This is a genomic window from Cyanobium sp. ATX 6A2 (assembly GCF_024346355.1).
Lineage (GTDB): Bacteria > Cyanobacteriota > Cyanobacteriia > PCC-6307 > Cyanobiaceae > NIES-981.
This window is the reverse complement of record NZ_JAGQCU010000006.1, coordinates 97676-121821: the sequence shown is the minus strand read 5'-3', so window position 1 is coordinate 121821 and position 24146 is coordinate 97676. Positions and strand designations below refer to the sequence as shown.

The window sequence follows — 24146 nt, the reverse complement described above, 5'->3', positions numbered from 1 at the left end:
GCCGGTGGTTGGCTCGAGGTCTACGCGCCGTCGCAGAGCAGACCGCGGTGATCGGCAGGCGGAGTCGCGGCTCAGCGGGAGCTGGATGGCCCATCTGCTGATCAGCGGTGCGGCGCTGCTGCACAACCTGCTGATCGACACGGCTCAGAAGCCTCGCCGGATCAAGCTCAGGGAGACGAATGCCAGAGATGCGAGGCCAAGAGAAAACCCCCAGGCCGGGCCCGGAGGTTGATGGACAGTTCGCGCTGGCGGGACCGTCAGAAGCAGAAGGGCAGGAACTGGGTGCGGCAGGCGGTGTAGCCGTCCACCAGGGCTCCGAGGCCGATCTGGTGGGCGATCCCGAAGCCCGTGAGGCCTTCGACGATGACGCCGATCACCAGGCCCAGCATGGCGGCGCGGCCGTTGAACAGTTCAGCGCGCTTGAGCTGATCCATGTGGATCTGCTCGGTGGTGCGTTCCTGCAGCCACTTGTCGCTGGCGGGGGTGTTGGTCATGGATGTGATGGGTGAGTGGAGCTGGATCGTGTGTTGCGTCGTGACCCGCTCAGCTCGCGAGATCCGGCTGGAGCAGTGCGCCGACGAGCCAGGCGCCGAACAGGAGAACGGAGAGGGTGGCGATCATCGGGGCTCGTAGGGGGCGAGGTCGCTGGGGCGGGAGAGAACAAAGGCCACCAGTCCTGTGAGCAGGATGACCAGGCCGGTGACGCCGGCAATGGCGGCGGAGTAGTCGGTGCTCATGGCGATCAGCCCAGACCGATCTGGGAGAGGATGCCCTGGCCGGTGAGCAGCTCGGTGCCGAGGCCGATCACGAAGCCGAGCATGGCCAGACGGCCGTTCCAGGTTTCGGCGAAAGCGACAAAACCAAAGCGGGGAGTGGTGTCGGACATGCTTGTTACGCAGTGTTAAGAGCACTGTAACAGTATGTAACGGATCTGTCTAGGGCCTTGGGCCCAGCCCTCCATCCCCGCCGGTTCGTCCTGTTCCGCGCCTTGGGACCTGAGCTCTCACGGTGCCGGCAGCTGCCACTGCGGCGCGCACACCGTCCAGCCCTGCTCACGCTTCTGGCGCCAAAGCCGGATGGCCTCCTCCCGGGTCAGCTCCCGCCGCCTCTTGAGCAGCGGCACCGGTTCGCCCGGCAGCAGCTCGCCGGAGGTCACCTCCAGTACCTGGTTGTGGCGGGTCCAGCGGCTGGGCCGGAAGTGCAGCACCTGGCGGCCATCGCTGAGCCAGCCTTCCCGTGGCGAGAGCGGAGGACGCTTGCTGGCGGCCATGGCCGGCTCAGCCCGCTTCCGGTGCCCAGCCCCGCTGCTGGGCCATGTCGTCGGTCCAGCCCTGGCAGCGGTGGGTGAGGTGCTCGCCTTGGGCGAGGAGGCTCTGGTGCAACTGGCAGGTCAGCAGGGGGATGCAGTTGACGCCGCTGTGGTGCCTGAACCAGTGGCAGGTCATGCAGACCTTGCGGCTGCGGCTTGGCACCAGCACCTGCTGATCGAGGAAGGGCCACTCCTCAACGGGCTGATCCAGCGTCCCGGCGGCGTCCCCGGCGGCTCGTCGCAATCGGCTGCCCATCACCCTTCTCCACGCGTACACCTGTACTAGCAAAGGGTGCCGGGTCTGTCGGTGTCTTGGACGACGGCCGCCGCCCTCGCTCACCGGCTGCCTGGGGCGACCTGGGGCACAGGAACCCGTGTCTGGGCCTGGATCGCCAGCAGTCAGGCCGCCGAGATCCAGTGCTGGCGCAGCAGCTCCACAACGGCCGCAGGGCTGGCGCCGATGCGCAGGGCGTTGATGGAGAAGCGACCGAGGCGGGCGAGTGGCTTTGACGTCATGCCTGCCAAGGGCCCTGGCCAGGAAGCGCCGGTCCAGAATCAAGGCACCCACCCGCAGCCATGGCCCGCCTGGAAGCCCTGCTCGCGCCTGTCGCCGATGGCGAGGGGTTTCGGGCTGCGCTGGCGGCGCTGGCCAGGGAGATGGGCGGCACCTTCACCTGGCTGGATGGCCGCAACGCCTCGATCGCCCTGACGGCAGGCCCGCGGGCCCTTTTGGTGCAGGTATTGCTGGAGTTGCGTGCCGGTGCGGAACTGGAGCTGCTGCTGAGCAGCCGCGAGGGGATGGGCAATCGCGCACCGCTGAGCACTGCGGTGCTGGAGCAGTTGCTGGCCGGCCTGCAGGCGGCGGCACCTGGATCACGGGTGCTGTTCCGCTCCGACCGCGACGGCCCGATCCGTCAGCGCGCCAGGGCTGGAGCGGTGGAGCGTGAGCATGAATGCCTTGATACCGGCTGAGGGCTGCATTCGATCAGGGTGAAAGGGGCCCGCAGGCCCCCGGACTCAGATCACCGAGATGGTGCTGCCCTTGGCGCCCTGCAGCTTGCGGGCGATCGCGAAGGCCTTGGCGGCGGGGATGAGGCGCATCTTCTTGACGGGCTTGCCGCGGCGGCCAAAGAAGCGGACTTCGCAGGGGGAAGCGCCGCCCTTGGGGCCTTCTGGGTAGTGATGCTCGACCAGGAAGCGGACGGGGCAGGAGGGGCCTTGAGGAGCAGCCATGGCAGGAGAGGCGTGGGACACCACGACCGCGCCTCGCGGCGTCGGCGCCGGCAAGGGTGTGAGCGCAGCGAGCACTTGCGCAGCCCTTGCCAAGCCAAGTCGCGGGGCACCGTGCTGTGGCCCACTGCTGTTCCCCTCCCATCGGCTCCGGTGGCCCTGCCGTCCGGCTGCTGTGCGTTCGAGTGCCACCCCGATCCCCAGGCGGTGGTTGCCCCAAGATCCGCGACGGCACGGGTGCACAAGGAAACGAGACGCCTTGCCCCGCCAGCCCGTGATCGCCCCACTGCGGCTCCAGCTCACCATCCGATCTGATCTGAGCCGGGCCGCAGGCCCCTGCTGAAGGGGAGCGCAGCGAGAAGAGCTGTCTGAGCTGCCCCCGCCTCAGCGAGGCCCCCCTCAGCGGGCCCGCTTGATGGCGCGGATGGCCTGGAGCGCCCTCATCTCCTCGGCGGCCACCTTCGATGCCCTCTGCAGGCGGGCGTTATCCCGCCGGATTTCCTCGGCCTGCCTGAGGGTGCGCAGATCGCTTTCGGCGCGCCAGCGTGCTTCCTCCGCGGCGATCCTGCGCCGCTCGGCAGCGGAGATCCGGGGTGCGGCCATGGCCACCTCGGGCGACGCTCTGGTGGTGCCTCTCGTCCTGGTGCTGCCTGCCTTGCGGGTGCTGCTGCTCCTGCGCGTGGCCATGGCGTCTGCTGGCTGTCACCAGCTCTTGCCAGCGAGTCCTCCCGGCGCCAGGGGCCTGGTCTCCGCGTAGCGGGGAGGGCGCCCAATGTCTGGTCCCGAACCCTCAGGCTTTCTACCTTTGTCCTGTCGATCCCTATCCCCCAACGCGGTATGCCTCCTTCCACCCGCGATCTCCTGGCCTCTGTCCTGGGGGAGTTGCCGCCGAGTGCAACCGCCTGTGCCCCGATCCCTGCTGCCACTCCGCCTGCCTCCAGGCCCCTACCGAGCCCATACCCCAAGGCCAAGCAGCCAGCCGATCAGGCCCCCGGCCCCTGGCGCGTGAGCGCCAGGGTGAGCAGCGGCCAGGTGCAGATCAGCAACAACCTGGAGAGCCGGGTGGTGCCCAAGGAGCAGGTGGAGGTGTATCTGCGCGGCCACGGCCCCGCCGTGATGCCTGTTCGCTGAGTTGCTGGCAAGAGGAGGTAGAGCCCTCCGCCGCTGAGGCCATGACCGCCAGCAGGTCCACCAACACCACGCCGATCCTGGTGCTGGTGGCAGCTGAGATCAGCGTGCTGCTGGCCTTTGTGGGCATCTGCGAGGTGCGTGCAGCGAACCTGCAGACCTGCGAGCAGCGCTGGGCTTTGGTGCTGCCGTCGGTGGCGCTGGTGGGCCAGTCGGCCGCCACCTACTTCATGGACAGCGGCCGCGGTCCGAGTGGGCCGGAGCCTGCTCCAGCCCCGCGGCGCAATGCGCTGGGCCAGTACACCCGCCGCCGCCCTGGGGACGATGAGAGTTCTGATTGATGCGCTGCTCGCCTTCCTGCTGCTGGGGCTGATGGAGGCGGTGGTGAAGCCGATCGCCAAACACGTCGTTCAGCGCCGGATCCTGCGGGCGGCACCACTGGTGTTCGCCCAGCTGGACCCGTTCATGCCGGCGCTGCTGCAGCAGTGCAGCGGTGCGCAGCTCGAGCAGATCGTGCGCACCAAGCTGGAGGTGCTGACCCGCGAGAGCTGGGCGGGAGAGGACCTGAGCCTGTTCTTTCGCCTTTACGATCCGCGCCTTGCTTGCGATCACACGGCACCCGCGCACTACCTCCCTGGTGCGGCGTCTGGCAACGGTGCCGCTGTTGTGGCTGCCCCGGACCAGAGCCCGGCCTGAGGGGGCAGAGCCCCCAGGCCTGAAGCCCCCAGCGCCTGGTGCCCTGGGCCCAGGGCCCTCAGGCCTGCAGCTGCTGCCGCAGCTGGGCGAGGGCCTTGCGCTCATCGCGGCAGATGCTCATGGCACTGACGCCGAGCTGGGCGCCGACCTCCCTGCAGCTGAGGCCCTGCAGGTGCCGCAGCCGGATCACGGCCGCCTGGCGGGCCGGCAGCTGATCGAGCAGCTGCTCCAGCGCCTCGGCCTCAGCGCTGAGCGGGGCGGGCTGCGGCGCCTCATCGGCAACAAGATCGAGCAGCGTGCCCTCGCCGCTGGGCAGCGGTGCATCGAGGGAGGTGAGCACCCAGGGGTGCCTGGCCCCGGGCTTTTCCTGCTCCCGCCGCGGCACGCGGATGGCACGGCCGAGATCGCGGGCGTGATGGAGCAGGGCGCCGCGGATGGAGCGCGAGAGATAGGCGGGAGCGGAGATCGGATCCTCGATGCGCTGGCAGGCGAGCCAGAGCGCCATGCGTGCGACCTGGCGGCAATCCTCGAGCTCGATCAAGCGGCCGCCCTTGTGGTGGAAGCCCAGGGCGATGGACTCGGCGAGGGGCTGGAACTGGTGGAACAGGGCATCGGCCCTGGAGTGGGTGCGGGGCATGGCCCGTGCCGCGAAGAACGCGCGCACCCAGGCCACGAGGAACGAGTGGCCAAGCTGAGCGCAGACCGAGCCGCGGGCTGCCCCGCCCCACCCGGCCGCCCCTGATCTGCAGTCGCCCTCTGCCGAGCAGCGCTGGCAGCCGCCGCTGGTGGTGATCGAGCTGGATCCGCCGGGTTGCTGGTAATCGCTGGTGTGGCGAGCCCTGCCCGCATCGGGCCCTCTGCCCCTGCTGTCCCCGCCCTCGCGCCAGCCGTCCGCCCTGATCCGATGAGCGCTGCGATTCCCGATCCGCCTGCGGGGCAGCAAACTGCGGCGCAGCAGAGCACCGGGCTGCCTGCAGCTCCCCTCTCTGAGACCCCGGCCCGGGTGGGACCGCTGCCGATCGTGCCGAGGACGCCCGCGCCACCGGTGAACCTGACCTTTTCAGCCGATGGCCTGGTCTTCCTCGGTGTGGCTGGCTGGCTGCTGTGGCGGAAGGTGTTGCGCGGGCTGGTCATGCAGCGCGTGGGTGCGCTGCTCGGTTCAGCCCAGGACGCCCGCTACGTGGTGGAGCTGCTCGCCCAGATGGCGGTGATGACGGGTGCTCAGCGGGTGGCGCTGGGCACCTTCTACAACCCCCAGCTGGCGTCGGGTGGCTACGGCTTTACGCGGGCGACGCTCGTGAGCTGCTACGTGGCGCCAGGCCGTCTGCCGCTGGACGTTGAGGCACGGGACATGCCGATGGAGCGGATCAGGAACGACCTGGACGATCTGATCGCCAACAGTCAGGGCCACTGGCGATTTGTCAGGGCCGGTGTGCACCTGCCGACGCCCTGCCGTGACTACCTGATGCGCAATCGCATCGCCTTTCTCTACGGCCGGCTGGTGATGCTGGAGGGGCTGCCGATCGGGGTGATCAATGTTCAGTTCGACGATCCAGCGTCCTTGCCCCTGCATCACCACGAGATGCCCCACCTCGAGGAGATGGAGCACCTGTATCAGGAGCTGAGCCGGGTGGTTCGGGCGCGGATGCTGCGCCCACCGCTGTGGCGGCGGGTGTTCAATTCATGGGCCGGGCACTGAGCTGCAGCTGCCCGCCCTGGTGCAGCGCCCACAGCCGCCCGGCCTCTTGCTGTCGGCGCTGCAGGTGCGGCACCCCGGGACGGAAGTAGCCGGTGCGGGATGCTGCTGAACCAGTCCAGTAGGCCGCCGCTGCAGCCGGGTCCAGGCCCTGGGGGCGCTGCTCAAAGATGCGGGTCCAGCCGATCAGCGAGCCCTGGGGCGGATCGTGCAGCCCTGCGTATTCCTCAGCGAAATACCGCTGCTGCCAGCTGTTGCCGGTGGTGTCGATCCCGCAGGCAGCCGCCTGCTCACGGGCACGGTCATAGGCGAGACGACGCGGGCCGGTGTACTGCATGGCGCCGCGACCGCGGCGGCTGCCGGCCTCGATCACATCCAGCTGATCGAGATCGGGCCTGCCGGTCTCGACGATGACGCAGGCGATGAAGCCGCAGGCCTCGGCGGCGGTGAGCGGCCGGATGCGGCCCTTGCTGGCGGTTTCCACATCCGGACCTGTGAGGAAGGCGAACCAGCTCTGCAGGTTGGTGTGCTCGGGCCTGAGGGCTGGCCCGCTGCCTACTTTTTTTCCTGAAACACCCCGACGTAGACGGTGCCCTGCTCGTAGAGGGGCAGAACCTTGTCCCGCAGCACGATGTTGTGGACGCGGATGCAGCCCCGGGTGGGCAGGAGTTTCTGCTGCGGTGCCCAGGCCCCAGGCCAGCCGTTGGCGGTGCCGCCGCCGTGGAGCATGATCCCGGCGCGGCCGATGCTGGACTTCTGGCCCTCCAGCTCGATCATCTCAAAGCTGAACCAGCCGTAGGCCTGCAGGGTGGCGTCCCTGGGCGGGTTGGGATTGGCCTCGTAGTCCCGATAGACGGTGCCGAGCTTGTACAGGCCCGGCGGGGTGTCGGTGCCGACGTGGCGCCACTCGGTGTCGGCGCCCTGGCCGCGGGCCAACGCCGGCACCTTCCACAGGAGCTTGCCGGTGTGGTCGTAGGCCTCCATGTCCTGGTCGCGGTCGTTGACGAGCAGGTAGGAGTCACCGACCTTCACCGGCGCTTTGATGGCCGGACCTGCCATGCCGGCCTCCTCGCTGCCGCGGGGATCGAGCGGCGCGATGGTGGTGCTCGCCGGCTGCGCGGGGGTGGTGCTGAACGCGAGGGCCCAGGGCGCGTCCTCGCGCAGGATCGCCTCGCTGCCCTCCAGCTGGCTGATCGCCTGGTGGAGCAGCAGCACGCCGCGCCCCTGCTGTTCCTGGCCTTTGAAGTGAAGGAAGCGGTCGAGGAACCGCTGCGGAGACATGGTGGCCATGGGCTCTGTGGCTGCTGCTCCCTCTTGCCAGCAGGCGCGCACAAGGCCTGTCGATTGGGAGCCGCCTGGCCCGGCAGAGCCGGGCCGCTGAGGCTTGCAAGCTTCAGAAGGGCAGCTGCTCGGGCCGGATCCAGGCCGGGCAGGAGGGTGGATTGAGCAGCTGCCGCTCGAGCAGCAGCTCCTCGGCCAGCGCCGCCAGGCGCGGCAGGGGAACCAGGGCGGTGCGGCAGCAGAAGCTGAGCCGCTCCAGCGACTCGGAGCTGTGGCGGGAGAGGGAGCGGATGCGGAAAGTGGAGGCCATGGCCGGCGACGGGAAGGACGCCAGCGGATCGCGGGGTGGGGTCAAGGGCGGCGCAGCCGCTCGCGTCAGCCCTTGAGGCCACCCCGCACGCTGCAGCGGCCTGCCTGGCGCCAATCCCCTCTGCAAAACCCTGTCGGATGGGAAGGGGGCTGCGGCGCTGGCCGCAGCCCCCCCGGCAGCCCTCAGGCGACTGCCGCCTCGATGGCGCGCCTGGCCTCGGCTCGCCGCTGTGCGTAATCCAGCAGGATCCGCTCGCGCCCTGCCTGGCTGGCATGCCCGATGCGCATCAGGGGCTCGCCACTGATCTCCCGCAGCAGCCCACTCCAGCGATCACTGCATGGCTGGGTGAGCACCGGCGCATAGGCCGGCAGCACCCGCTCAGCATTGATCGCCTCCCGTTCCGTGAGGGCCCGCCAGCGACCCGGCCGCTCGAAATCGGGCCTGAGCGCGATGGCCTTGCCCCGGATCCTCAGCGTGCCCTGCAGTGGGGGCAGATCCCAGCAGAGGGATTCGAGCTCACGGCAGCGTGCCCACTCGCCGCCATGGGCCAGATGAATGGGCCCCACCCTGCTGATGCGCACGGCTTCTGGAGGGCAGAAACAGAGCCAGGCCATCTCAGGCCGGCCCAGCTCCCACTGGTGGGCGATGACGCGCTTGATGCGGGGCCAGGCGAGGTGGACGCCACCGCAGTGGGCCTCCCCTCGATCGATGAGCAGTGTGTGCGGTGCCATGGACGGCGCAGCGACGGACGCCGAACGCCGCTGCGGCGAGGGCAAGGGTCGGGGAGCGCAGCGAGCCGACTTGCGCAGCCCTTGCGCCGCCGCAGACCGTGAGGAAGGCCGCCGCCAGCCCCTTTCAGGTCTGTTACCAGTCCCCCGCTCAGCCGTGCTGGCAATAGCTGGTGACGTTGCTGGGGCTGTAGCCCCTGGAGTGAGCATGGGCCTGACCCTGATCGAGGCGATGAAGCACGAGACGCGGGTGGATCGGCTCGCTGTCACCAAGACCTTCGCTGAGGGTCAACTGCTGAGCCGGCTGCCGTTCCGCAACCTCGCCGGTGGTGCCCTGAAGTTCGCCAAGGAGGTCAAGCTCCCCCGCGTCGGTTTCCGGGCGGTGAACGAGGGCTACCGCCGGAGCGTGGGCGCGATCAAGAACGACACCGAGTTCGTGCACCTGTTCGGTGGCGATCTCGATGTGGACCGCTCGATCGTGGACCTCAACGGCCCGGAGGCCAGAGCCAGCCAGACCGAGCAGAAGGTGCGCTCGATGCGGCTGACGCTGGAGGCGGCGATCATCAACGGCGACGCGAGCTTTGACCCGCGTGCCTTCGATGGTCTGAGCAAGCGGCTGGAGCCCGGCGGCCCGCAGACCATCGACAACGGCGGCGGCACCGTCAACCTCACCCGGCTGGAGCAGTTGGTGGATTCGGTGAACGCCAACGGCGGCGAGAAGGTGCTGATCACCAGCAAGCCCGGCCGGCGCCAGATCAGCCACGCCAGCCGTGAGGCCGGCGGTGATCTGTATCAGGTGATCGACGGCCGGCACTGGTTCGAGGACACCGAGATCCTGGTGCTGGATGAGGACGCCAACGGCTACCCGGTACTCGGGTTCGGGGAGGCCGGCAGCACGACCAGCTTCTACGTCTGCGCCATGGGCGACGAGATGGTGACGGGCCTGCAGGGCCCGTTCGAGAACCGCTACGGCATCTCGGTGCGGGACTTCGGCGAAGTGCAGGACGCCCCGGTGTTCCGCACCCGGGTGGATTGGTACGTGGGCTTTGCCGTCTGCCATGACCGCTCTGTGGGGCGGCTGTTCAACATCGGCCCGGCCGTGAACTGAGGCGGGCTGACCGCCATTTCTGACCACCTTTCTGCTGAGGACATGACCATGGCCAACCGACTTCTTGACGCCACCACCACCTTGCTGGGGTGGATCAATTACACCGCCACGGACCAGGAGGAGCGGGTGATTGCTGCTGGCACCACCGTGAAACTGAGCACGCCGCTGGATGCGGCGGATGTGTTCACCTTCACGGCGTCGCACCCGGGTCACAGCGCTGCTGTGACCTTCACCCTGGAGGTGGCGCCGGAACTGAAGGACGGCACCATGGGCACCTGGGTGCCGGCGGCCGAGGTGGCGATCCCGGCCGCCGGCGGCCATGTGGAGGCGCCGATCAGCGGCTCGCTGCTGCAGGTGGCTGCTCCTGATGCGCTGAACGTGAACCCGCACTGCATGGTCTATGCGCGGGTGCTGGTGCCGGAGGTTCCTGGTGCCCCGGCTGGCGCTTACGTCGGCCTCACCTACTGATCCTGAACGGAGTAACCCATGAGCGCGATTGTGGTTCCGAGTGGGATGCTGCGGATCTCCAAGGGGGGCGAAACGGATCGGGTGGTGTATCCGGTCCATGCCGATGGCTGGCGGACTCTGGGCTGGACGGTGCACCCGCCGGTGAGGGAGCTGGAGGAGGAGGACCAGCCGCCATATCTCGGAGTGGATGGTTCCGAACTCCTGCCTGCTGCCGATGAGGCTGCAGGTGATGGGGCCGTGGTTGATGTGCTCGACTTTGAGGGCCTGACCAAGCCCGAGATCCTGGAGGCGGCCGAGCTGCACTTCGGGGTCAAGCTCGACGGCAGGAAGAACAAGGATGGGTTGCTGCGGGAGGTCGAGGCCCTGCAGGCAGAAGCCCTGGAAGCGGCCGCATTGGGTGGCCCTGCTGAACCGGACGGCTCCTCCGCTGCTGCTGTGGTCGATGGCGAGGCCGCCCTGGACGCTGAGGTGCTTGACCCTGGTGGTGCCGATCAGGCTGTGGTCCCTGATCTCCAGATCTGATCCCTGCCGCTTGTTTGCCGAGCGCCAGCCTTGGGTCTTTCGGCCTGTGGCTGGCGCTTTTGCATGGCCGCTGGCAAAGGCCAGTAGCGCGGAGTGTTGCTGATGCCCTACCCCCTGGCCCCGGGCGCGCAGCAGTACGGCGATCGGGTGCGCGTGCTTCCCCCTGTGGGTTGCCCGGGCCGTGGTGACTGGGTCGTGCCCCATGAGGTGCCGCGCTGGCTGGCGCTTGGCTTTCGGGAGGCACCGGTGCCCCAGCTCGACCTGGAGCTGTACTGGATGCCGTCACCACGGCGCTGGGACGAGCCGGCGCTGAGCCGTGGTGTGGTGCTGACGATCAACCCGCGATCGCTGCCGCCCCAGCCGATCCAGATCACCTGGGGCGATGGCAGCAGCGAGACGGTGCCGTGGTCGCCATTCGATCCACGCGTGCCCGAACCCCGGCATCTGTATCCCTTCCCCGAGGACATGATCGCCACGGTCCAGGTGGGGCTGCTGGTGGCCAGCCTCGAGGTGGCCCTGTTTGGCTGCCCGCTGCCGGTGATGGCGCCGAGGCCTGGGCAGGATGCGCCGTCGGTGGGGCCTGGCATGGCCCTGGTGCCTGGTGCGGGCCTGATCGGCAACGCCTTCGATGGCAGCCGCAACGAGCAGTGGCAGCTGCGCCTCCACCCTGAGGGCGGCCTGGCGTTGTTGCCCAGCCCGGTGGACGGCCAGCCGGCGCTGACGGTGATGCACGGCTCCGGTGCCGCCAGCCGCGGCGTGCGCTGGTACGGCGGCGATGGCGCGCCGACGCCGGAATGGCAGGCCGCCGCCCAACCGCCGCCGGCACCGGGCGACTTCTATCTGGACCGCCTCAGCGGCAGCGTCTACGAGCTGGTGGGCTGAGCAGCCCCCCCTGCTGCTGGTAACAGCCAGCAGATGGGGAAGGGCTGGGCATGGGCTGGTGGCCCCTGGGGCACTCGATCAAAGGGCCGATGGGCCCACCCGGGCCGCCCGGGCCTGCTGGCGAGGGTGGCGGTGTGCCGCAGGCCAGTTTCGATCAGCTGGAGGCCGAGGTTGTTGCGGCCCGAGGCAACCGGAGCGACCTCAATCGACGCATCAGCGCTATCTCGAACTTCGCCAGTCCCAATGCTGGTGGCGTGATCGCCGGCGAGTATTACGACAACGCCTTTCACGGCACAGCAAATGCAACGCGAGCCGGTGTCGCCAATGAGATCAACCTGGCACCTTATTACACCTCCCAACCGCTGCGGATTGACGAGATCGGTGTCTCGGTGAGCACGGCGGTCAATGGCTCAGAACTCAAGCTGGTGATCTATGGCTCCACCGACGAGGGCTGGCCTGACGAACTGCTGTTTGAGTCGCTGCCGCTCTCCTCTGCGACGGTTGGCTACAAGTTCGAGGGGCTTGATTTCACGTTTGACAGCGGGCGGCAGTACTGGCTTGGGGTGCGCCATAGCTCCACTGCCACTCTGCGCGCTCTCAATCTCTCCTCGGCGGTGAACCTCGGCTGCAATGGCAGCAACGCCGCCAACTACTTCACGGTGCTGCGCCGCACGGTGGCGTTCGCGGACCCGGCCCCGAATCCATGGGACTTCTCGGCGAACCAGCGCATTGCCAACTGGGCACCCAATTCCGTGAGGATGCGGGCTGCAGCCCTGCCCTGAGCTGTGGGCGCTCAACAGCAACAGGCGGGTCAGGCCCGTGCTGGTGGGGTTCCCAAATCATCAATGGCAATAGGGATCAGAGCGGCCCCTTGTGCTGATGAGCTGGACCAACACCGGATCGATCCGTGGACCCCAGGGCCTCCCGGGGCCTCCCGGCGGCCCCGGCGCGGACGGGCCACCGGGCCCAGCTGGTCCAGCCGGGATGGGCCTGGTTTTCCACGGCTCCGTGCCGACCTTTGCCGACCTGCCTGCTTCTGGCCAGCAGCAGGGCGACTCCTACATCGTCGCGGACGAGAACGACAAGCTCTACGTCTGGGATGCCGCCACCACTGCCTGGGTGGAGGGCGGCTCGATCCAGGGGCCGCCTGGCCCGGCTGGCGGAGCGGGCCCGCGTGGCACCGGCTGGTTCGTCGGCACCGGTGCTCCGCCTGCCGTGATCGAGGGCTCACTTCCCGGCGACCTGTACCTCGACATGGCGACGGGCGATGTGTACTCCCTGGGCGAGGCGCCTGCTGGGATCCCGATCGGCGATCTGCCGGCACTCGGTGGCGCGTTTGAGGGCGGCTTCTACGCCGGCCTGTGGTCTGACAGCGCCGACGGCATCGCGACCCATGCACTGGTCGTGGCGCCGAAGTCTGGCGGCCAAACGTCCCTGGTCTGGCGCACCACCAACACCGCTGGCAGCGGCTACGCCAGCGAGTTCGACGGCTTCACCAATACCGAGGCCGCGCTGGCGGCCGGCGCTGCCCTCTACCCGGCAGCGGCCTGGGCGCGGGGGCTGGCGATCGGCGGCTACGACGACTGGTACGTGCCGTCGCGCTACGAGCTCATCGCGCTCTACCGCCAGTTCAAGCCCGGCGATGCGAGCGAGGCCTTCAACTCCGAGGAGCCGGGTGATGGCGTGAACCCCCACATGGTTCCGCCTGCTGGTGAATACGGCGCTGGAGGGTTCTTTGACTCCAACCCCAGCCAGACCAGCGTTCTCGCCTTCCGCGATGGCCAGGTGCAGGCCTTTGATGCTGCCACCTACGCCAGCTCCACGCAGGCCCCGACGGCGACCCAGATCCGCGGTGTGTTCTTCGACAACGGGATGCTGTTGGCCGGCAACAAGAACGTCTCCAGGCCGACCCGTGCGATCCGCCGGGTGGCTGTGATCCCTTGAGGCCCAGCTGATGGCGATGTGGGTTGAGAGGACGGCCAGCGCTCGCCGGCAGCAGCAGCTGACAGCAACCGTGGCGGCCGGGCCGGCGGTGACTCCCCTGCAGTTCACTGCCCTGGGCAGCGCCGGGCTGCTGCTGGAGGTGGCCTGCAGCGTGCCGGGCTGGCTGAGCTTCTACGTCTCGGATGCGGCCCGGCTGCTGGATGCCGGCCGGCCGATGGAGCAGGACCCGCAGCCCAGCTCCGGGGTGGTGGCCGATCTGCTGTTCACCGCAGGAGTGCCCCAGCTGCTGTTGCCGCCAGGGATCAGCTGGGCCAGCGCTGAGCTGGTCCCCAGCCCCCTGCTGCTGGCACTGCTGAGAACCACGCTCGCGGTGCCGGCCGAGGCCTCTTTGAGCGTCGATGCCCTGGTGCTGGCGGCCTGATGGCGATCACCTTCCGCGACCTGAGCCGCCGGGGCGATCTGGGCGATCCCCTCTACCCCCTGCTGATGGAGGTGCACGGCCACCTGCTCACCTGGATGGCGGCGGCCAATCTCCAGAACCCCCAGCAGCTGCTCGAGGTGGTGGTGGCCCCGGACGCGCAGGAGGGAGTGATCGGCTGGACGATCCGCGCCACCCTCGATGTGGAGGTCGAGGGTGCCCCGCTGCAGTTCATGCTCCAGTGGCTCACCTCCCTCTCGGCCCAGACCATCCGCCAGGCGGTGGGCCTGGCCAGCACCTGGGATCCAGAAGCCGGCTACGGCGCCCCCCACGGCCTGGTTGACGGGCCGCTCAACCAGTTCCGCACCGCCCGCTTCTACAGCTCCCTGCCGGTGATCGCCTATGCGGGCTGGAGCCTGGATCCGGGCCAGGAGTTCTTCTGCTTCTGCTTCAACCGCAGCACCGACACCCGCGGCCGCGGGATGGTGCTCTACATCGCCAAGGATGCGAACACCGGGCACTGGACCCTCTGCAGTGATCTGTTCGCGGGCAGCGATCACTCCGCCCACCTGCGGGAGATCTGCCTGTTCATTGGCTGGGCGGCCTCGATCCAGCAGTGGCGCACGGCGATGCAGCTCTACCGCTACAGCGGCGGCACGCTGCACGCCCTGCTGCCGCGCCCGCACTGGGTGCTGAACGCCGTTCACAGCACGGACCCGGCGCTGCTGAGCCCCCGCGTGATCCTCCCGCTGCTGCCGCCGCTGCCGCTTGCCAGCTACACCCGCACCTACAACGTGGGCGTGGTGCTGCGCACGGCGGATGGCGCCGAGTGGGTGCTGGTGAGCAACACCGGCCTGGCCCTCCGCTACAGGGACGGTTCTCCGGCGCTGCCATGACCCGCGTTCAGTGCACCCGGGGATGGCCTCTGCTCGAGTGGGACTGGTGCACGAACGCGCCTGATTCGGCTGGCTTCATGCTCGATCAACGCTTTGCGGCCTGGGCCGCTGCGGTGAATACCAACCCGGGCAAGGAGCAGCACCAGATCGAGGTGATCCGCGATCACAGCAGCTCCACGGATGGGCTGCGCCATGGCTTCGTGTGGAAGCTCGGCCACCCGGATTCAGCCCAGGTCTTTGGTTTCCACAACATCACGGCAGAGCCCAATCGCTTCTCATCGGGCCGTTACTTCGCGCGCTTCTGGAGTGACTACACCAACGACACCAGCAATGGTGGCTATGGGTCTGTGAGCACTGGCAACACGAATGCCTGTCTGCAGCATTGGGGGCAGAACATGACGCTGCATCTCAACTACGGCCCATCGGTTGATACCGACATTCGGATCATTGCCGAGGACGATCCGGGCGCTGAATTCTTCCTGCTGTGCATCTACCAAACGGCGGAGGTGCTCATCGTGCTGGTGCATTGGAGCGAGGCGCTGCAGGCCTGGGTGTCGCATCGGATGCAGCGCGGCAACAGCAGCGTCCAGTCCTCCTCCGTTCGCAATGGAGTCGTGACTGTCAATCCTGCGGTTCTCACCCTGTTCGACCAGCTCCAGTCGACGGAGCTGGGAGCCTGCAACTACCTGATGCACCCCGGCTACCTCCGCTTTGGGTTCAGCGCCAATGTCTTGAACACAATCTCTCCGCTCTACAGCCGTTGGCCGTTGACGCTGCTGCCGGAGCCGTTCTGGGTTGGCTATGTCGATCAATACGGCGGCCACCGCAGGCGGTTTGTGCTGCCTGAGCTGCCGAGCGGCCTGTATCAACTGGTGGGCAGATCCACTGCGACGTTTCCTGTTCACGGCTGGGATCTTTGGTACGAGGCACCAGAGCCGGCCTCGGTGGTGGTGCCACCGGGCTGGTTTCCTCTTGAGGAGCCGTTAATGGCATGGCATGAAACACCAGTGGGTGAGCCCCTCGATCTGTTCCGTGCCCCGTATGCGGAGCAGCCGGAGATCTTCACGATCAGCGGCGCGACGATTGAGGGTCTGCACGAGTTCGACGTTGATGTGCTCGGCGCCGCTGGTGTGCTCCAGAACCCCCTCTACCGCAGGCAGCTGCAGGCCGCTGGCGGAGGAGGTGGCGGCGGCGGGGGAGGGGGCAGCAGCCGCCCGGCCACTGGCGTGCTCTATCCCCGAAGGCCTGATTGATGCCCCGCAGCGAGGGGGCCATCAACTACGGGCCCGGCACCTACGAATGGCTCTCGGCGGAGCCGGGCACCACCGGCCGCCGGGTCACTGATGCCGTCCATGCCTTTGTGGCTGCGATCGCGGGCAACCCGGTGCAGCAGGACTACCCGCTGCAGGTGCTGCGCGATCACGACAGCTCCGCCGCGGCCGGCGCCTTCGGGATCGTGCTGTCCCTCGGCCACCCGCAGGATCCAGCGGTCTTTGGCGTTCACACGATGCCCAGCGGCACTGGTGCGGTGTTCACGCTTGACGGGCGCTGGTTCATCTGCCCTGCTGCCGACTACCTGGACGACGCCAGCAACGGTGGCTATGGCACAGCGCCGAACCTGCTGACCTACCGGATGCGGACCTGGAGCTACCGCTACGGCTCCTATTCGGGTGACAACGGCAACGGCTCCTTGTCGGTGGCGTTCGACACCACCCCCGGCACCGAGTTCCTGCTGCTCCGCCACCACCTCGTCAACAGTTCTGTGATCGTGCTGTTCTTTGATCAGGTGACGCAGCGCTGGGTGGTGATGCTGCGCGACAGCGGCGGCACCCTCGCCTGCGGCATGGTGCGCAATGGCGAGTCCCTGGTCGGTGATTACACCCCTCAGCGCTATGGCCAGCGCGGCCGCTACATCAACCACCCGGTGCTGCTGTGTTTCCCGCCCGCGGCCGATGGTGTGTTCGACCGCTTCCAGCTCTCACCTGTGATCGTCTGCCAGGGGCCGCTGTGGATCGGCCGCCTGTTCAACCTCAGCACCTGCCTGATTACCAGCGATCAGGGGGTGACGTTCTACGTCCTCAATGAGCAGGGCACGGATCATCCGATGCTGTTCTATGAGGCCGATCCCGAGCCGCAGCAGCTGGACGGCTTTGGCACCTGGGCGGCCACCTTCCCCTGGACGCCCTGGGCCTCCACGGCAGAGCTGCTCAGGGCTGAGCCGATGGTCGAGCACTTCATCGGCGGCGCCAACCCGATCGATGAGGTGAGCGAGTGGGCGCCCATCAGCCGCGGCCTGTTCGGCGCCCTGAACCATCCACTGGTGAGCCAGAGCCCCTTGCTCTCTGGCGGCGGTGACGGCGACGGCGGGGGCTCCAGCCGCCCTGGCGCTGGTGTGCTGTGGCCGAGGCGAGCATGAGCTGCGGCCTGGTGCGCCTGCGCTGTGAGCGCCGCTTTGGCGCCCTTGCGGGTGAGATCCCGTTCTGGCCCCAGCCCGACCACCGGCTGTTCGATGTGCCGCCGCACCTGGCGGCACCGATCGCGGCCTGGTTCCGGCTGCGGGGTTGGGAGGTGATCGAGGAGCCCAACTGAGTGCCGGGCTCGATCGCCCTGCCCCAGGCAAGGGATCTGGCCCGGCTGGTGCTGGCGCTGTTTGTCCTGCTTGGCTTCCTGCCGCTGCTGATGGTCGCGGTCGGCCTGACCCTGCAGCCCGGGGCCCTGCTCGGGCAGGCCCGGTCGGTGCGGCCAGCGCCTGCTCTTCCCCCGCCACCAGCTCGCCCTGCTGCAGCCAGCCGCAGCGAGCGCCAGCAGCTGCGATCACAGCTCACGGCTGCGCGGCATCGGCTGGCCCGGTTGCGCGCGCAGCGCGAGCACTGGGCCTTCATGGTGGAGCGCATGCAGGCCGGCGGTCGCCGGCCGCACTCGCGCACCCTCCACAACCTGGACCGGCGATCAGCGGACGTGGTGCGTGCGTGGCGGGAGCTGCGCGAGCTGGAGCGCCGAGCTGCAATGCGGCACGGCTGATGGGCGATCAGTACCAGCCGTGCTCCCAATGCGCTTCCTGGTAGGCCCGCCGCTCCCTGTGCTCCTCTGAGCGGGGCTGGGTGCCGTAGCTGCGCAGATAGGCGCTGGTGATCGGCCCCGACCATCCGGGCTCCTGGCCGTGCTCGCGGTCGAGCTCGCCGCGCAGTTGATCGACGATGGCCTGTAGCTGCTCTGGATCCATGGGGAGTGGGTGGTGGTGGTGACGGCCGGGATCAGGGCTCCCGGCGGGCCCGCCCCTGCGGGGCCCTGGGCCTCAGGCGGCGATGGCCTCGGCCTCAGCCGCCGCGGCCTCGGGCTCCCGATCGGGGGCCGGCGCCTCTGGGCAGATCAGATCGACCGCACGCCGCGCCTCGCTGATCACCTGCAGCAGCACCCTGGGGGACTCGCGCAGGGCGGCGATCCAGTGCTCCAGATAGGCCGCGTGATTGCTGAGCTCACAGCCGATCTGCAGGCGCTGGCCGATCAGCACGCTGCCCAGCTCGGCCACCAGCTCCTCGCGGGCATAGAGCCTGGACCCGAAGCTGCCGGAGAGATCGCGCTTGAGCCGCGACTCGTGGCCGGTGGAGTGGATGCATTCGTGGGCCCAGGTGGCATAGAGCGCCGCGGCCCCGTGGAAGCTCTGCCGCTCGGGGAGCTTGATGGCATCGAGGCTCGGGCTGTAGCAGGCCCGCTCACCGCCCCAGCCCACCGGCACGGGCCAGGCCTGCAGCACCTGCTCGGCAGTGGCGATCGGCTCGATGGCCGGCCGCTCTGTGGCCTCGGGCATGCGGGCCGCGATCAGCCCCGCGAGCGCCTCGCCCTCCAGATCGCAGGCATTGAACACCGGCACCGGGCGATAGCTGGCCCAGCTGTGCAGCACCTTCTCGCCGCCCTCGCTCTCCTCCTCGCGGGAGTGCAGCTGGGGCCGGAGGATGCGCACCGACTTGGTGCCCTTGCGGGGAACGATGCCGAGCTTCCTGGCGTCGGCGAAGCCGCACCAGAAGGGCAGGGAGGCACCGCGCATGGCCATCCCCAGCTCCAGCAGGATCGGATTGCCGCCGCGATAGGCCCGGCCGGTGAGGAAATTGATGTGGACGCCACCGCCGTGGCAATCCCAGGGCTTGCGCCAGGGCGTGACACCGGCCTCGAGGAGCTCGATCAGATCGCGCACCATCGCCTCCTCGGGCGAGGGGCCATCGAACTTCTTGCGGCGGCGGGTGGTGGTGGATGCGGCCATGGGACAGGGCGCAAAGGACGCCGAAGTGACCGCGCGGGTGAGCGCAAGGGCGGTGGAGCGCAGCGGAGCCGCTTGCGCAGCCCTTGCGCCACCCCGCGCACACTGAGGCAACCTGCGCGCCCAACCCCCAGGACTCAGGGAGCCCGCCAGGGCGATCAAATGCCCGTCAAGTGCCCGTCAAGTACGGCGGCCGCCGATGGCCCGCCAGGGCCTCAGCGCTGCTGCTCTGCGAGCCAGTGGAGAGCGGAGCGAATCACCTCGGCGTGGCAGGGCAGCGGCGCGCACCAGCACAACAGCTCCAGCCGGCCGGCCTGGGCCCGGCCCAGCAGCCGCTCCAGCTCGCGGCGCTGGATCGAGCCCGGCTCCTGCAGCCGGCGCCAGAGCCAGCGCCGATAGCGGGCAATCACCTGAGCGCGGCTGCCATGGCGGCCGAGCTGGAAGGGATTGCCGAGCGGGCTGGGCCGGCCCACATAGGCCTGGCCGGGCAGGGCATCAGAAGGCTGGCCGCGCCGTGCCTTGCCGATCGTGATCTCCATGGCGCCTCCGCCGGGGAACGGCCCGACCCCGCCGCCGTGGTGGCGATGCTGAGGGCTGGCCCCGGTGGATGAGCTGGAGAACGATCCGCAGCGGGGCGCGGCTGCTCTGACCCTGCCCGGAGAGGCCGGGTCGGCCGGCAGGTGCTTCCGCTGGGGTGGTGTCGCGTGAGCCGCTTGAGCGGTGCGCAAGGCGCAGCCCGGAGGGCCGAGCGGCCAGCCAGCCGCGGAAGCGGCGACCCCGCGCAGCGGGGGCACGCCCTCCGATTGGGCCGGTTTTGCGCGGATTTTGCGCGGAACCGGATTGGCCAATCCCTGAGAAGTCAGTCGGGGCGACAGGATTCGAACCTGCGACCTAGTGCTCCCAAAGCACCCGCGCTACCAAGCTGCGCCACGCCCCGATCGCGCCCAGCATACGGACGGAAAGATTCGGTAAGACCTTTGGCCTCCAGCGGTCATGGCTCTGTCACACCGGTTCGCTTGTGTTGGATCACCCCCTCAGAGGGGCGTTCCTCACGCAGCTCGAACCATGACCATCCTCAACACCAAGCAGGCGAAAACTGGCCAGCGGCGGCGCCTGCCCGCCGCCCGTGTGGCTCTGGCCGCCGGGATGCTGCTCAGCCTCCTGGCGCCCGCCCAGGCCCAGGCCTTCGGCGGCGGTTGGCAGCCCGGTTACCAGCGCCTGCCGGTGCGTCACCAGGCGCCGGTTTACGTGCCCCAGCAGCGGGTGATCTATGACGACCCCACCATCAATGCCTATGGCGGCCAGCGCGTGGTCTACGGCGTGGACGAACGGGCCAGGCGCTGCAACCAGGGCCGTCTGGTAGGTGGCCTGATGGGCGGCGGTGCCGGCTATGTGCTCGCCAAGGGCAACGACCGGGTGTGGGCCACTCCCCTCGGTGCCCTGCTCGGCTCCCAGATGGGCTGCAACGCTGTTCAGGGCAACGCGCCCCTGCCCTGGTAGCGCTCAGGGCGCCACGGCGATGCAGTCGATCTCCACCCGGGCCCCCTTCGGCAGGGCCGCCACCTGCACACAGGCCCGGGCCGGTGCCACCCCCGCACCGAAGCGCTCGGCGTAGATCGCGTTGACCCTGGCGAAATCCGCCAGGTCCACGAGAAACACCGTGGTGCGCACCACCTGAGCTGCCGACACGCCCGCCTCCGCCAGCACGGCCTCGAGATTGTCGAGCACCTGGCGGGTTTCGGCCTCCACATCCCCTTCTCCCACCATCAAGCCGGTGCTGGGATCGAGGGCGATCTGGCCGGAGCAGAACACCAGTCCGCCGGCCTTCACGGCCTGGTTGTAGGGGCCCACCGGCGCCGGTGCAGCGGTGGTGTTCACGGCCCGGGGGCCTGAGCTTGCAGGCATCGGCTGGAGCGGTGTGTGGCTGGCTGGGCTGAGCCTATGCCCGCCAGTTGTCCTTGCTGTGGCACAGCCGGGCCAGCTCGGCGGCATCGGCGGCCCGCATGAACAGATTGGTGCTCCGCTCCAGGCCGATGCTGCTGGGCACGGTGGCCTGGCCGGCGGCCCGCTCAGCCAGCACCGCGCTCAGCCGGCGGGCGATCGCCCCGTCCTCCGGGGCGATCGCCGCCGCCCAGCGCAGGTTGGCTTCCGTGTATTCATGGGCGCACCACACGCGGGTGCTCTCCGGCAGGGCCCCCAGCCGCTGCAGGGAACTGTGCATCTGGGCCGGGCTGCCCTCGAACAGCCGCCCGCAGCCCCCAACGAACAGCGTGTCGCCACAGAACAGATGGCCGCTCTGCGGGAGCCAGTAGGCGATGTGGGCGCGGGTGTGGCCGGGCACGTCGATCACCTCCACCGGCTCTCCCAGCACCTCCAGGTGTTCGCCGCCGGCTACGCCCCAGGTCTGCAGGGGAATGCGCTCGCCATCGGCCGCCGCGGCGATCACCGCCGCCTTGGGCCAGCGCCGGAGCAGCCCGGGGGCGCCGCCGATGTGATCGCTGTGGTGGTGGGTGTGCAGGATCGCCTCCAGCTCCAGCTGGCGCTCCTCAAGGGCGGCCACCACCGGCTCGGCCACGGCAGGGTCCACCACGGCGGCCCGGTTGCCGCGTTGCAGCACCATCACGTAGTTGTCGTGCAGCACCGGGATCAGCCACACCGCCAGTGGTGGGCGGGGGTGCGGCTCGTGATGCGACGTTCTCATCGTTACAGTCCGCTCAGCGGTCCAGTTCCATGTTCACCGCTCCCGCCCCCGCATGAGCGCACCGGCTCCAGCTCCGGCCCCCATCACCGTGGCCCTGGCCAAAGGGGCCCTGCTTCGCCACACAGTGCAACGTTTCGCCGCCGCCGGGCTCGATTTCGCGGCGGTGCTCGAGCCCGACAACCGTCAGCTGATGGTGCCGAGCCGTTGCGGCCGCGCCCGGGCTCTGCTGGTGCGCAATGCCGATGTGCCGGTGTACGTGGCCTACGGCCAGGCCCAGCTGGGGGTGGTGGGCTACGACGTGCTGCGCGAGCACCAACTGCCGGTGGCCCAGCTCGTTGACCTGGGCTTCGGCGGCTGCCGCATGAGTGTGGCGGTGAAGGCCAGCAGCCCCTACCGCAGGGCCGCCGACCTGCCTGCCCACTGCCGCATCGCCAGCAAGTTCACCCGCTGCGCTGAGGCGTTCTTCGAGGCCCTCGACCTGCCGGTGGAGCTGATCCACCTGGCCGGCTCGGTGGAGCTGGGGCCGATCACCGGCATGAGCGAGGCGATCGTGGATCTGGTGGCCACCGGCCGCACCCTGGAGGAGAACGGACTCATCGCCATCGAAGACCTGTTCCATTCCACCGCCCGCCTGGTGGCCCATCCCCTGGCCCTGCGCCTCGACGACGGCCGGCTGCAGGCGATCGTTGATCGGGTGGCCGCCGCCGGTGTCGTCCCGGCCGCCTCAAGGGCCGTGCCTGCGGCCCTGAGCGCCTGATGGCCACCCTCGATCGCCAGCGCCTGCTGCGGCTGCTCCCCTACGTGGCCGGCGACCGCAAGCGTCTGCTGCTCACCATGCTGCTGCTGATCCCGGTGGCGGCGGCGGCGGCGGTGCAGCCGCTGCTGGTGGGCCAGGCGATCTCGGTGCTGCGCGGGGAGCCCACCCTGCCCTGGCTGCAGGGCCTGGCGGTGCCGGCTGCCCTGCGCCTGCTGGTGCTGACGCTGCTGGCGGCGGTGCTGGTGCGTCTTGGCCTCCAGGGCGTGCAGACCTTCAACGTGCAGGCCGTGGGTCAGCGGCTCACCGCCCGCATCCGCGACGACCTGTTCGCCCATGCCATGGCGCTGTCGCTGCGCTTCCACGACCGCACCCCGGTGGGCAAGTTGCTCACCCGGCTCACCAGTGACGTGGACGCCCTGGCCGAGGTGTTCGGCAGCGGCGCCGTGGGGGTGCTGGCCGACCTGGTGACCCTGGCGGTGATCGCCGTCACCATGCTGTTGATCGAGTGGCGTCTGGGCCTGTTGCTGCTCGCCGCCCAGGTGCCGGTGGTGCTGGGCATGCTCTGGCTGCAGCGGCGCTACCGCCGGGCCAACTACCGGGTCCGCGAGGAGCTCAGTCAGCTCAACGCCGACCTGCAGGAGAACCTCCAGGGGCTGGAGGTGGTGCAGATGTTCCGCCGCGAAGCCGAGAACAGCGCCCGCTTCGCTCACACCACCGACCGCTACCGCAAGGCGGTGACCGGAACGATCTTCTACGACAGCGCCATCTCCGCCTACATCGAGTGGGTGGCCCTGGTGGCGGTGGCCGCCGTGCTGGCCCTGGGGGGCACCATGGTCACCGCCGGTGCCCTCGGCCTGGGCACGCTCACTACCTTCATCCTTTTCTCCCAGCGCCTGTTCGATCCCCTGCGCCAGTTGGCGGAGCGCTTCACCCAGATCCAGGGGGGGCTGACGGCGGTGGAGCGGATCGGGGAGCTGCTGGAGCAGCCGATCGAGATCCACGACCTGCCCCGGGAGCAGCGCTCGGCCCTGGCCCTGCGCACCGGCGCTGAGCGCCGCAGTGCCGGCGAGGTGATCTTCGAGAACGTGTCCTTCTCCTATCGCCCCGACGAGCCAATCCTCACCGATCTCTGCTTCCGGATCGCCCCCGGGGAACACGTGGCCCTGGTGGGTCCAACCGGCTCCGGCAAGACCACGGTGATCCGCCTGCTCTGCCGGCTCTATGAGCCCCAGCAGGGGCGGATCCTGCTCGATGGCGTCGACATCCGCGAGCTGCCGATCGACACCCTGCGCCGCCGCCTGGGGGTGGTGCTCCAGGACACCTTCCTGTTCAGCGGCACCGTGGCCGACAACCTGCGCCTCGACGCCGCCATCCCCAGCGACGCCCTGCGCCGTCTCTGCAGCGAGCTGGGGCTCTCCCCCCTGCTGGCCCGGCTGCCCGACGGCCTGGCCACCGAGCTGCGCGAGCGTGGGGCCAACCTCTCCTCCGGCGAACGCCAGCTGCTGGCGGTGGCCCGGGTGGCGATCCGTGATCCCTCGGTGCTGGTGATGGATGAGGCCACCGCCTTCATGGATCCCTCCACCGAGGCCACCCTGCAGGCGGATCTGGAGCGCTTGCTGCAGCAGCGCACCGCCGTGGTGATCGCCCACCGCCTGGCCACCGTGGAGGCCGCCGACCGCATCCTGGTGCTGCGCCGCGGCCGCCTGATCGAGCAGGGCAACCACCTCCAGCTGCGGGCTGCCGGTGGCCTCTACGCCCAGTTGGCCGACCTGCAGGAGCGGGGTCTGGCGGCACTCTGATCGGCCCTGCCGGGCTGC

General features: G+C 69.2%; 37 protein-coding genes and 1 tRNA gene. 21 read left to right on the top strand and 17 right to left on the bottom strand.

Features of this window, described 5'->3' with window-relative positions:
* Positions 1 to 85: 85 nt before the first annotated feature.
* Complete coding sequence (locus KBY96_RS07810; RefSeq protein WP_254978793.1) at positions 86 to 232, top strand: hypothetical protein; 147 nt, start codon at positions 86 to 88, stop codon at positions 230 to 232.
* 25 nt (positions 233 to 257) lie between these two features.
* On the opposite strand, the gene KBY96_RS07805 is transcribed toward KBY96_RS07810, so the two are convergent.
* The 4 genes from KBY96_RS07805 to KBY96_RS07790 all read right to left on the bottom strand — a co-directional run bounded on the left by KBY96_RS07805 (position 258) and on the right by KBY96_RS07790 (position 1553).
* On the bottom strand, positions 258 to 494 hold the full coding sequence (locus KBY96_RS07805; RefSeq protein ID WP_254978792.1) for a chlorophyll a/b-binding protein: 237 nt from the start codon (positions 492 to 494) through the stop codon (positions 258 to 260).
* A 248-nt stretch (positions 495 to 742) separates the two neighbouring features.
* Positions 743 to 886, bottom strand: coding sequence for a chlorophyll a/b-binding protein (locus KBY96_RS07800; protein ID WP_254978791.1), 144 nt, complete (start codon positions 884 to 886; stop codon positions 743 to 745).
* Between the two features lie 117 nt (positions 887 to 1003).
* Complete coding sequence (locus KBY96_RS07795; protein WP_254978790.1) at positions 1004 to 1270, bottom strand: DUF1651 domain-containing protein; 267 nt, start codon at positions 1268 to 1270, stop codon at positions 1004 to 1006.
* A 7-nt stretch (positions 1271 to 1277) separates the two neighbouring features.
* A complete protein-coding gene (locus KBY96_RS07790) occupies positions 1278 to 1553 on the bottom strand; it encodes a galactose oxidase (RefSeq protein WP_254978789.1) in 276 nt (91 codons plus the stop codon).
* 332 nt (positions 1554 to 1885) lie between these two features.
* Between KBY96_RS07790 and KBY96_RS07785 the strand changes: the two genes are divergently transcribed.
* Positions 1886 to 2281, top strand: coding sequence for a hypothetical protein (locus KBY96_RS07785; protein WP_254978788.1), 396 nt, complete (start codon positions 1886 to 1888; stop codon positions 2279 to 2281).
* Positions 2282 to 2326: 45 nt separating this feature from the next.
* Here KBY96_RS07785 and KBY96_RS07780 read toward each other — a convergent pair whose 3' ends face one another.
* Positions 2327 to 2542 carry a hypothetical protein gene (locus tag KBY96_RS07780; protein WP_254978787.1) on the bottom strand — a complete coding sequence of 72 codons (216 nt, stop codon included), beginning with the start codon at positions 2540 to 2542 and terminating at the stop codon, positions 2327 to 2329.
* Positions 2543 to 2938: 396 nt separating this feature from the next.
* On the bottom strand, positions 2939 to 3142 hold the full coding sequence (locus KBY96_RS07775; RefSeq protein ID WP_254978786.1) for a hypothetical protein: 204 nt from the start codon (positions 3140 to 3142) through the stop codon (positions 2939 to 2941).
* Between the two features lie 402 nt (positions 3143 to 3544).
* Here KBY96_RS07775 and KBY96_RS07770 point away from each other — a divergent pair, with 402 nt between their 5' ends.
* From KBY96_RS07770 to KBY96_RS07760, 3 genes are read left to right on the top strand one after another with little or no spacing between them, the layout of a single operon-like run.
* A complete protein-coding gene (locus KBY96_RS07770; RefSeq protein ID WP_254978785.1) occupies positions 3545 to 3670 on the top strand; it encodes a hypothetical protein in 126 nt (41 codons plus the stop codon).
* A 41-nt stretch (positions 3671 to 3711) separates the two neighbouring features.
* Positions 3712 to 4008: a hypothetical protein gene (locus tag KBY96_RS07765; protein ID WP_254978784.1), complete on the top strand. Its 297-nt coding sequence runs from the start codon at positions 3712 to 3714 to the stop codon at positions 4006 to 4008.
* Positions 3992 to 4363, top strand: coding sequence for a hypothetical protein (locus KBY96_RS07760; RefSeq protein ID WP_254978783.1), 372 nt, complete (start codon positions 3992 to 3994; stop codon positions 4361 to 4363). Before KBY96_RS07765 ends, KBY96_RS07760 begins: the two co-directional genes overlap by 17 nt.
* Before the next feature lie 58 nt (positions 4364 to 4421).
* Here KBY96_RS07760 and KBY96_RS07755 read toward each other — a convergent pair whose 3' ends face one another.
* Positions 4422 to 5000 carry a sigma-70 family RNA polymerase sigma factor gene (locus KBY96_RS07755; RefSeq protein ID WP_254978782.1) on the bottom strand — a complete coding sequence of 193 codons (579 nt, stop codon included), beginning with the start codon at positions 4998 to 5000 and terminating at the stop codon, positions 4422 to 4424.
* 267 nt (positions 5001 to 5267) lie between these two features.
* Between KBY96_RS07755 and KBY96_RS07750 the strand changes: the two genes are divergently transcribed.
* Complete coding sequence (locus KBY96_RS07750) at positions 5268 to 6062, top strand: hypothetical protein (protein ID WP_254978781.1); 795 nt, start codon at positions 5268 to 5270, stop codon at positions 6060 to 6062.
* Here KBY96_RS07750 and KBY96_RS07745 read toward each other — a convergent pair.
* From KBY96_RS07745 to KBY96_RS07730, 4 genes are all read right to left on the bottom strand, one after another.
* Positions 6040 to 6543, bottom strand: a complete 504-nt coding sequence (locus KBY96_RS07745) for a hypothetical protein (protein ID WP_254978780.1) — start codon at positions 6541 to 6543, stop codon at positions 6040 to 6042. The two genes, KBY96_RS07750 and KBY96_RS07745, sit on opposite strands and share 23 nt — an antisense overlap.
* Before the next feature lie 71 nt (positions 6544 to 6614).
* Positions 6615 to 7349, bottom strand: a complete 735-nt coding sequence (locus KBY96_RS07740; protein ID WP_254978779.1) for a L,D-transpeptidase — start codon at positions 7347 to 7349, stop codon at positions 6615 to 6617.
* A gap of 103 nt (positions 7350 to 7452) precedes the next feature.
* The gene (locus KBY96_RS07735) at positions 7453 to 7650 is read right to left on the bottom strand and encodes a hypothetical protein (protein ID WP_254978778.1); all 198 of its coding nucleotides are present in this window, start codon (positions 7648 to 7650) and stop codon (positions 7453 to 7455) included.
* A gap of 182 nt (positions 7651 to 7832) precedes the next feature.
* Complete coding sequence (locus KBY96_RS07730) at positions 7833 to 8381, bottom strand: hypothetical protein (RefSeq protein WP_254978777.1); 549 nt, start codon at positions 8379 to 8381, stop codon at positions 7833 to 7835.
* A gap of 205 nt (positions 8382 to 8586) precedes the next feature.
* On the opposite strand from KBY96_RS07730, the gene KBY96_RS07725 reads away from it, so the two are divergent.
* The 12 genes from KBY96_RS07725 to KBY96_RS07670 all read left to right on the top strand — a co-directional run bounded on the left by KBY96_RS07725 (position 8587) and on the right by KBY96_RS07670 (position 17637).
* Positions 8587 to 9486, top strand: a complete 900-nt coding sequence (locus tag KBY96_RS07725; RefSeq protein WP_254978776.1) for a major capsid protein — start codon at positions 8587 to 8589, stop codon at positions 9484 to 9486.
* Between the two features lie 48 nt (positions 9487 to 9534).
* Positions 9535 to 9954 (top strand): hypothetical protein, encoded by a 420-nt coding sequence (locus KBY96_RS07720; RefSeq protein ID WP_254978775.1) that lies wholly within the window; start codon positions 9535 to 9537, stop codon positions 9952 to 9954.
* Positions 9955 to 9972: 18 nt separating this feature from the next.
* The gene (locus tag KBY96_RS07715) at positions 9973 to 10476 is read left to right on the top strand and encodes a hypothetical protein (protein ID WP_254978774.1); all 504 of its coding nucleotides are present in this window, start codon (positions 9973 to 9975) and stop codon (positions 10474 to 10476) included.
* Between the two features lie 102 nt (positions 10477 to 10578).
* Positions 10579 to 11358 (top strand): hypothetical protein, encoded by a 780-nt coding sequence (locus KBY96_RS07710; protein ID WP_254978773.1) that lies wholly within the window; start codon positions 10579 to 10581, stop codon positions 11356 to 11358.
* A 134-nt stretch (positions 11359 to 11492) separates the two neighbouring features.
* The gene (locus KBY96_RS07705) at positions 11493 to 12140 is read left to right on the top strand and encodes a hypothetical protein (RefSeq protein ID WP_254978772.1); all 648 of its coding nucleotides are present in this window, start codon (positions 11493 to 11495) and stop codon (positions 12138 to 12140) included.
* A 202-nt stretch (positions 12141 to 12342) separates the two neighbouring features.
* Positions 12343 to 13302 carry a hypothetical protein gene (locus KBY96_RS07700; protein ID WP_254978771.1) on the top strand — a complete coding sequence of 320 codons (960 nt, stop codon included), beginning with the start codon at positions 12343 to 12345 and terminating at the stop codon, positions 13300 to 13302.
* A gap of 10 nt (positions 13303 to 13312) precedes the next feature.
* Positions 13313 to 13723, top strand: coding sequence for a hypothetical protein (locus KBY96_RS07695; protein WP_254978770.1), 411 nt, complete (start codon positions 13313 to 13315; stop codon positions 13721 to 13723).
* The gene (locus KBY96_RS07690) at positions 13723 to 14616 is read left to right on the top strand and encodes a hypothetical protein (protein WP_254978769.1); all 894 of its coding nucleotides are present in this window, start codon (positions 13723 to 13725) and stop codon (positions 14614 to 14616) included. Before KBY96_RS07695 ends, KBY96_RS07690 begins: the two co-directional genes overlap by 1 nt.
* Before the next feature lie 77 nt (positions 14617 to 14693).
* Positions 14694 to 15869, top strand: a complete 1176-nt coding sequence (locus tag KBY96_RS07685) for a hypothetical protein (protein WP_254978768.1) — start codon at positions 14694 to 14696, stop codon at positions 15867 to 15869.
* Positions 15869 to 17032: a hypothetical protein gene (locus KBY96_RS07680; RefSeq protein ID WP_254978767.1), complete on the top strand. Its 1164-nt coding sequence runs from the start codon at positions 15869 to 15871 to the stop codon at positions 17030 to 17032. The genes KBY96_RS07685 and KBY96_RS07680 overlap by 1 nt, the downstream gene beginning before the upstream one ends.
* Positions 17029 to 17205, top strand: coding sequence for a hypothetical protein (locus KBY96_RS07675; protein WP_254978766.1), 177 nt, complete (start codon positions 17029 to 17031; stop codon positions 17203 to 17205). The genes KBY96_RS07680 and KBY96_RS07675 overlap by 4 nt, the downstream gene beginning before the upstream one ends.
* Positions 17206 to 17637, top strand: a complete 432-nt coding sequence (locus KBY96_RS07670; protein ID WP_254978765.1) for a hypothetical protein — start codon at positions 17206 to 17208, stop codon at positions 17635 to 17637.
* Positions 17638 to 17644: 7 nt separating this feature from the next.
* Here the strand turns inward: KBY96_RS07670 and KBY96_RS07665 are convergent, their stop codons facing one another.
* The 4 genes from KBY96_RS07665 to KBY96_RS07650 all read right to left on the bottom strand — a co-directional run bounded on the left by KBY96_RS07665 (position 17645) and on the right by KBY96_RS07650 (position 19808).
* Positions 17645 to 17839, bottom strand: coding sequence for a hypothetical protein (locus KBY96_RS07665; RefSeq protein WP_254978764.1), 195 nt, complete (start codon positions 17837 to 17839; stop codon positions 17645 to 17647).
* Positions 17840 to 17911: 72 nt separating this feature from the next.
* Positions 17912 to 18874 (bottom strand): ArdC family protein, encoded by a 963-nt coding sequence (locus tag KBY96_RS07660; RefSeq protein WP_254978763.1) that lies wholly within the window; start codon positions 18872 to 18874, stop codon positions 17912 to 17914.
* A gap of 212 nt (positions 18875 to 19086) precedes the next feature.
* The gene (locus KBY96_RS07655) at positions 19087 to 19410 is read right to left on the bottom strand and encodes a DUF4326 domain-containing protein (RefSeq protein WP_254978762.1); all 324 of its coding nucleotides are present in this window, start codon (positions 19408 to 19410) and stop codon (positions 19087 to 19089) included.
* Positions 19411 to 19734: 324 nt separating this feature from the next.
* A tRNA-Pro gene (locus KBY96_RS07650) sits at positions 19735 to 19808 on the bottom strand.
* Between the two features lie 128 nt (positions 19809 to 19936).
* On the opposite strand from KBY96_RS07650, the gene KBY96_RS07645 reads away from it, so the two are divergent.
* Positions 19937 to 20371, top strand: coding sequence for a glycine zipper 2TM domain-containing protein (locus KBY96_RS07645; protein WP_254978761.1), 435 nt, complete (start codon positions 19937 to 19939; stop codon positions 20369 to 20371).
* 3 nt (positions 20372 to 20374) lie between these two features.
* On the opposite strand, the gene KBY96_RS07640 is transcribed toward KBY96_RS07645, so the two are convergent.
* Positions 20375 to 20776 carry a Rid family detoxifying hydrolase gene (locus tag KBY96_RS07640; RefSeq protein ID WP_254978760.1) on the bottom strand — a complete coding sequence of 134 codons (402 nt, stop codon included), beginning with the start codon at positions 20774 to 20776 and terminating at the stop codon, positions 20375 to 20377.
* A 34-nt stretch (positions 20777 to 20810) separates the two neighbouring features.
* Entirely contained in the window at positions 20811 to 21572 is a 762-nt protein-coding gene (gene gloB, locus KBY96_RS07635) for a hydroxyacylglutathione hydrolase (RefSeq protein WP_254978759.1), read from the bottom strand.
* Positions 21573 to 21624: 52 nt separating this feature from the next.
* Between gloB and hisG the strand changes: the two genes are divergently transcribed.
* On the top strand, positions 21625 to 22329 hold the full coding sequence (gene hisG, locus KBY96_RS07630) for an ATP phosphoribosyltransferase (protein ID WP_254978758.1): 705 nt from the start codon (positions 21625 to 21627) through the stop codon (positions 22327 to 22329).
* The gene (locus KBY96_RS07625; RefSeq protein WP_254978757.1) at positions 22329 to 24128 is read left to right on the top strand and encodes an ABC transporter ATP-binding protein; all 1800 of its coding nucleotides are present in this window, start codon (positions 22329 to 22331) and stop codon (positions 24126 to 24128) included. Before hisG ends, KBY96_RS07625 begins: the two co-directional genes overlap by 1 nt.
* Positions 24129 to 24146: the final 18 nt, after the last annotated feature.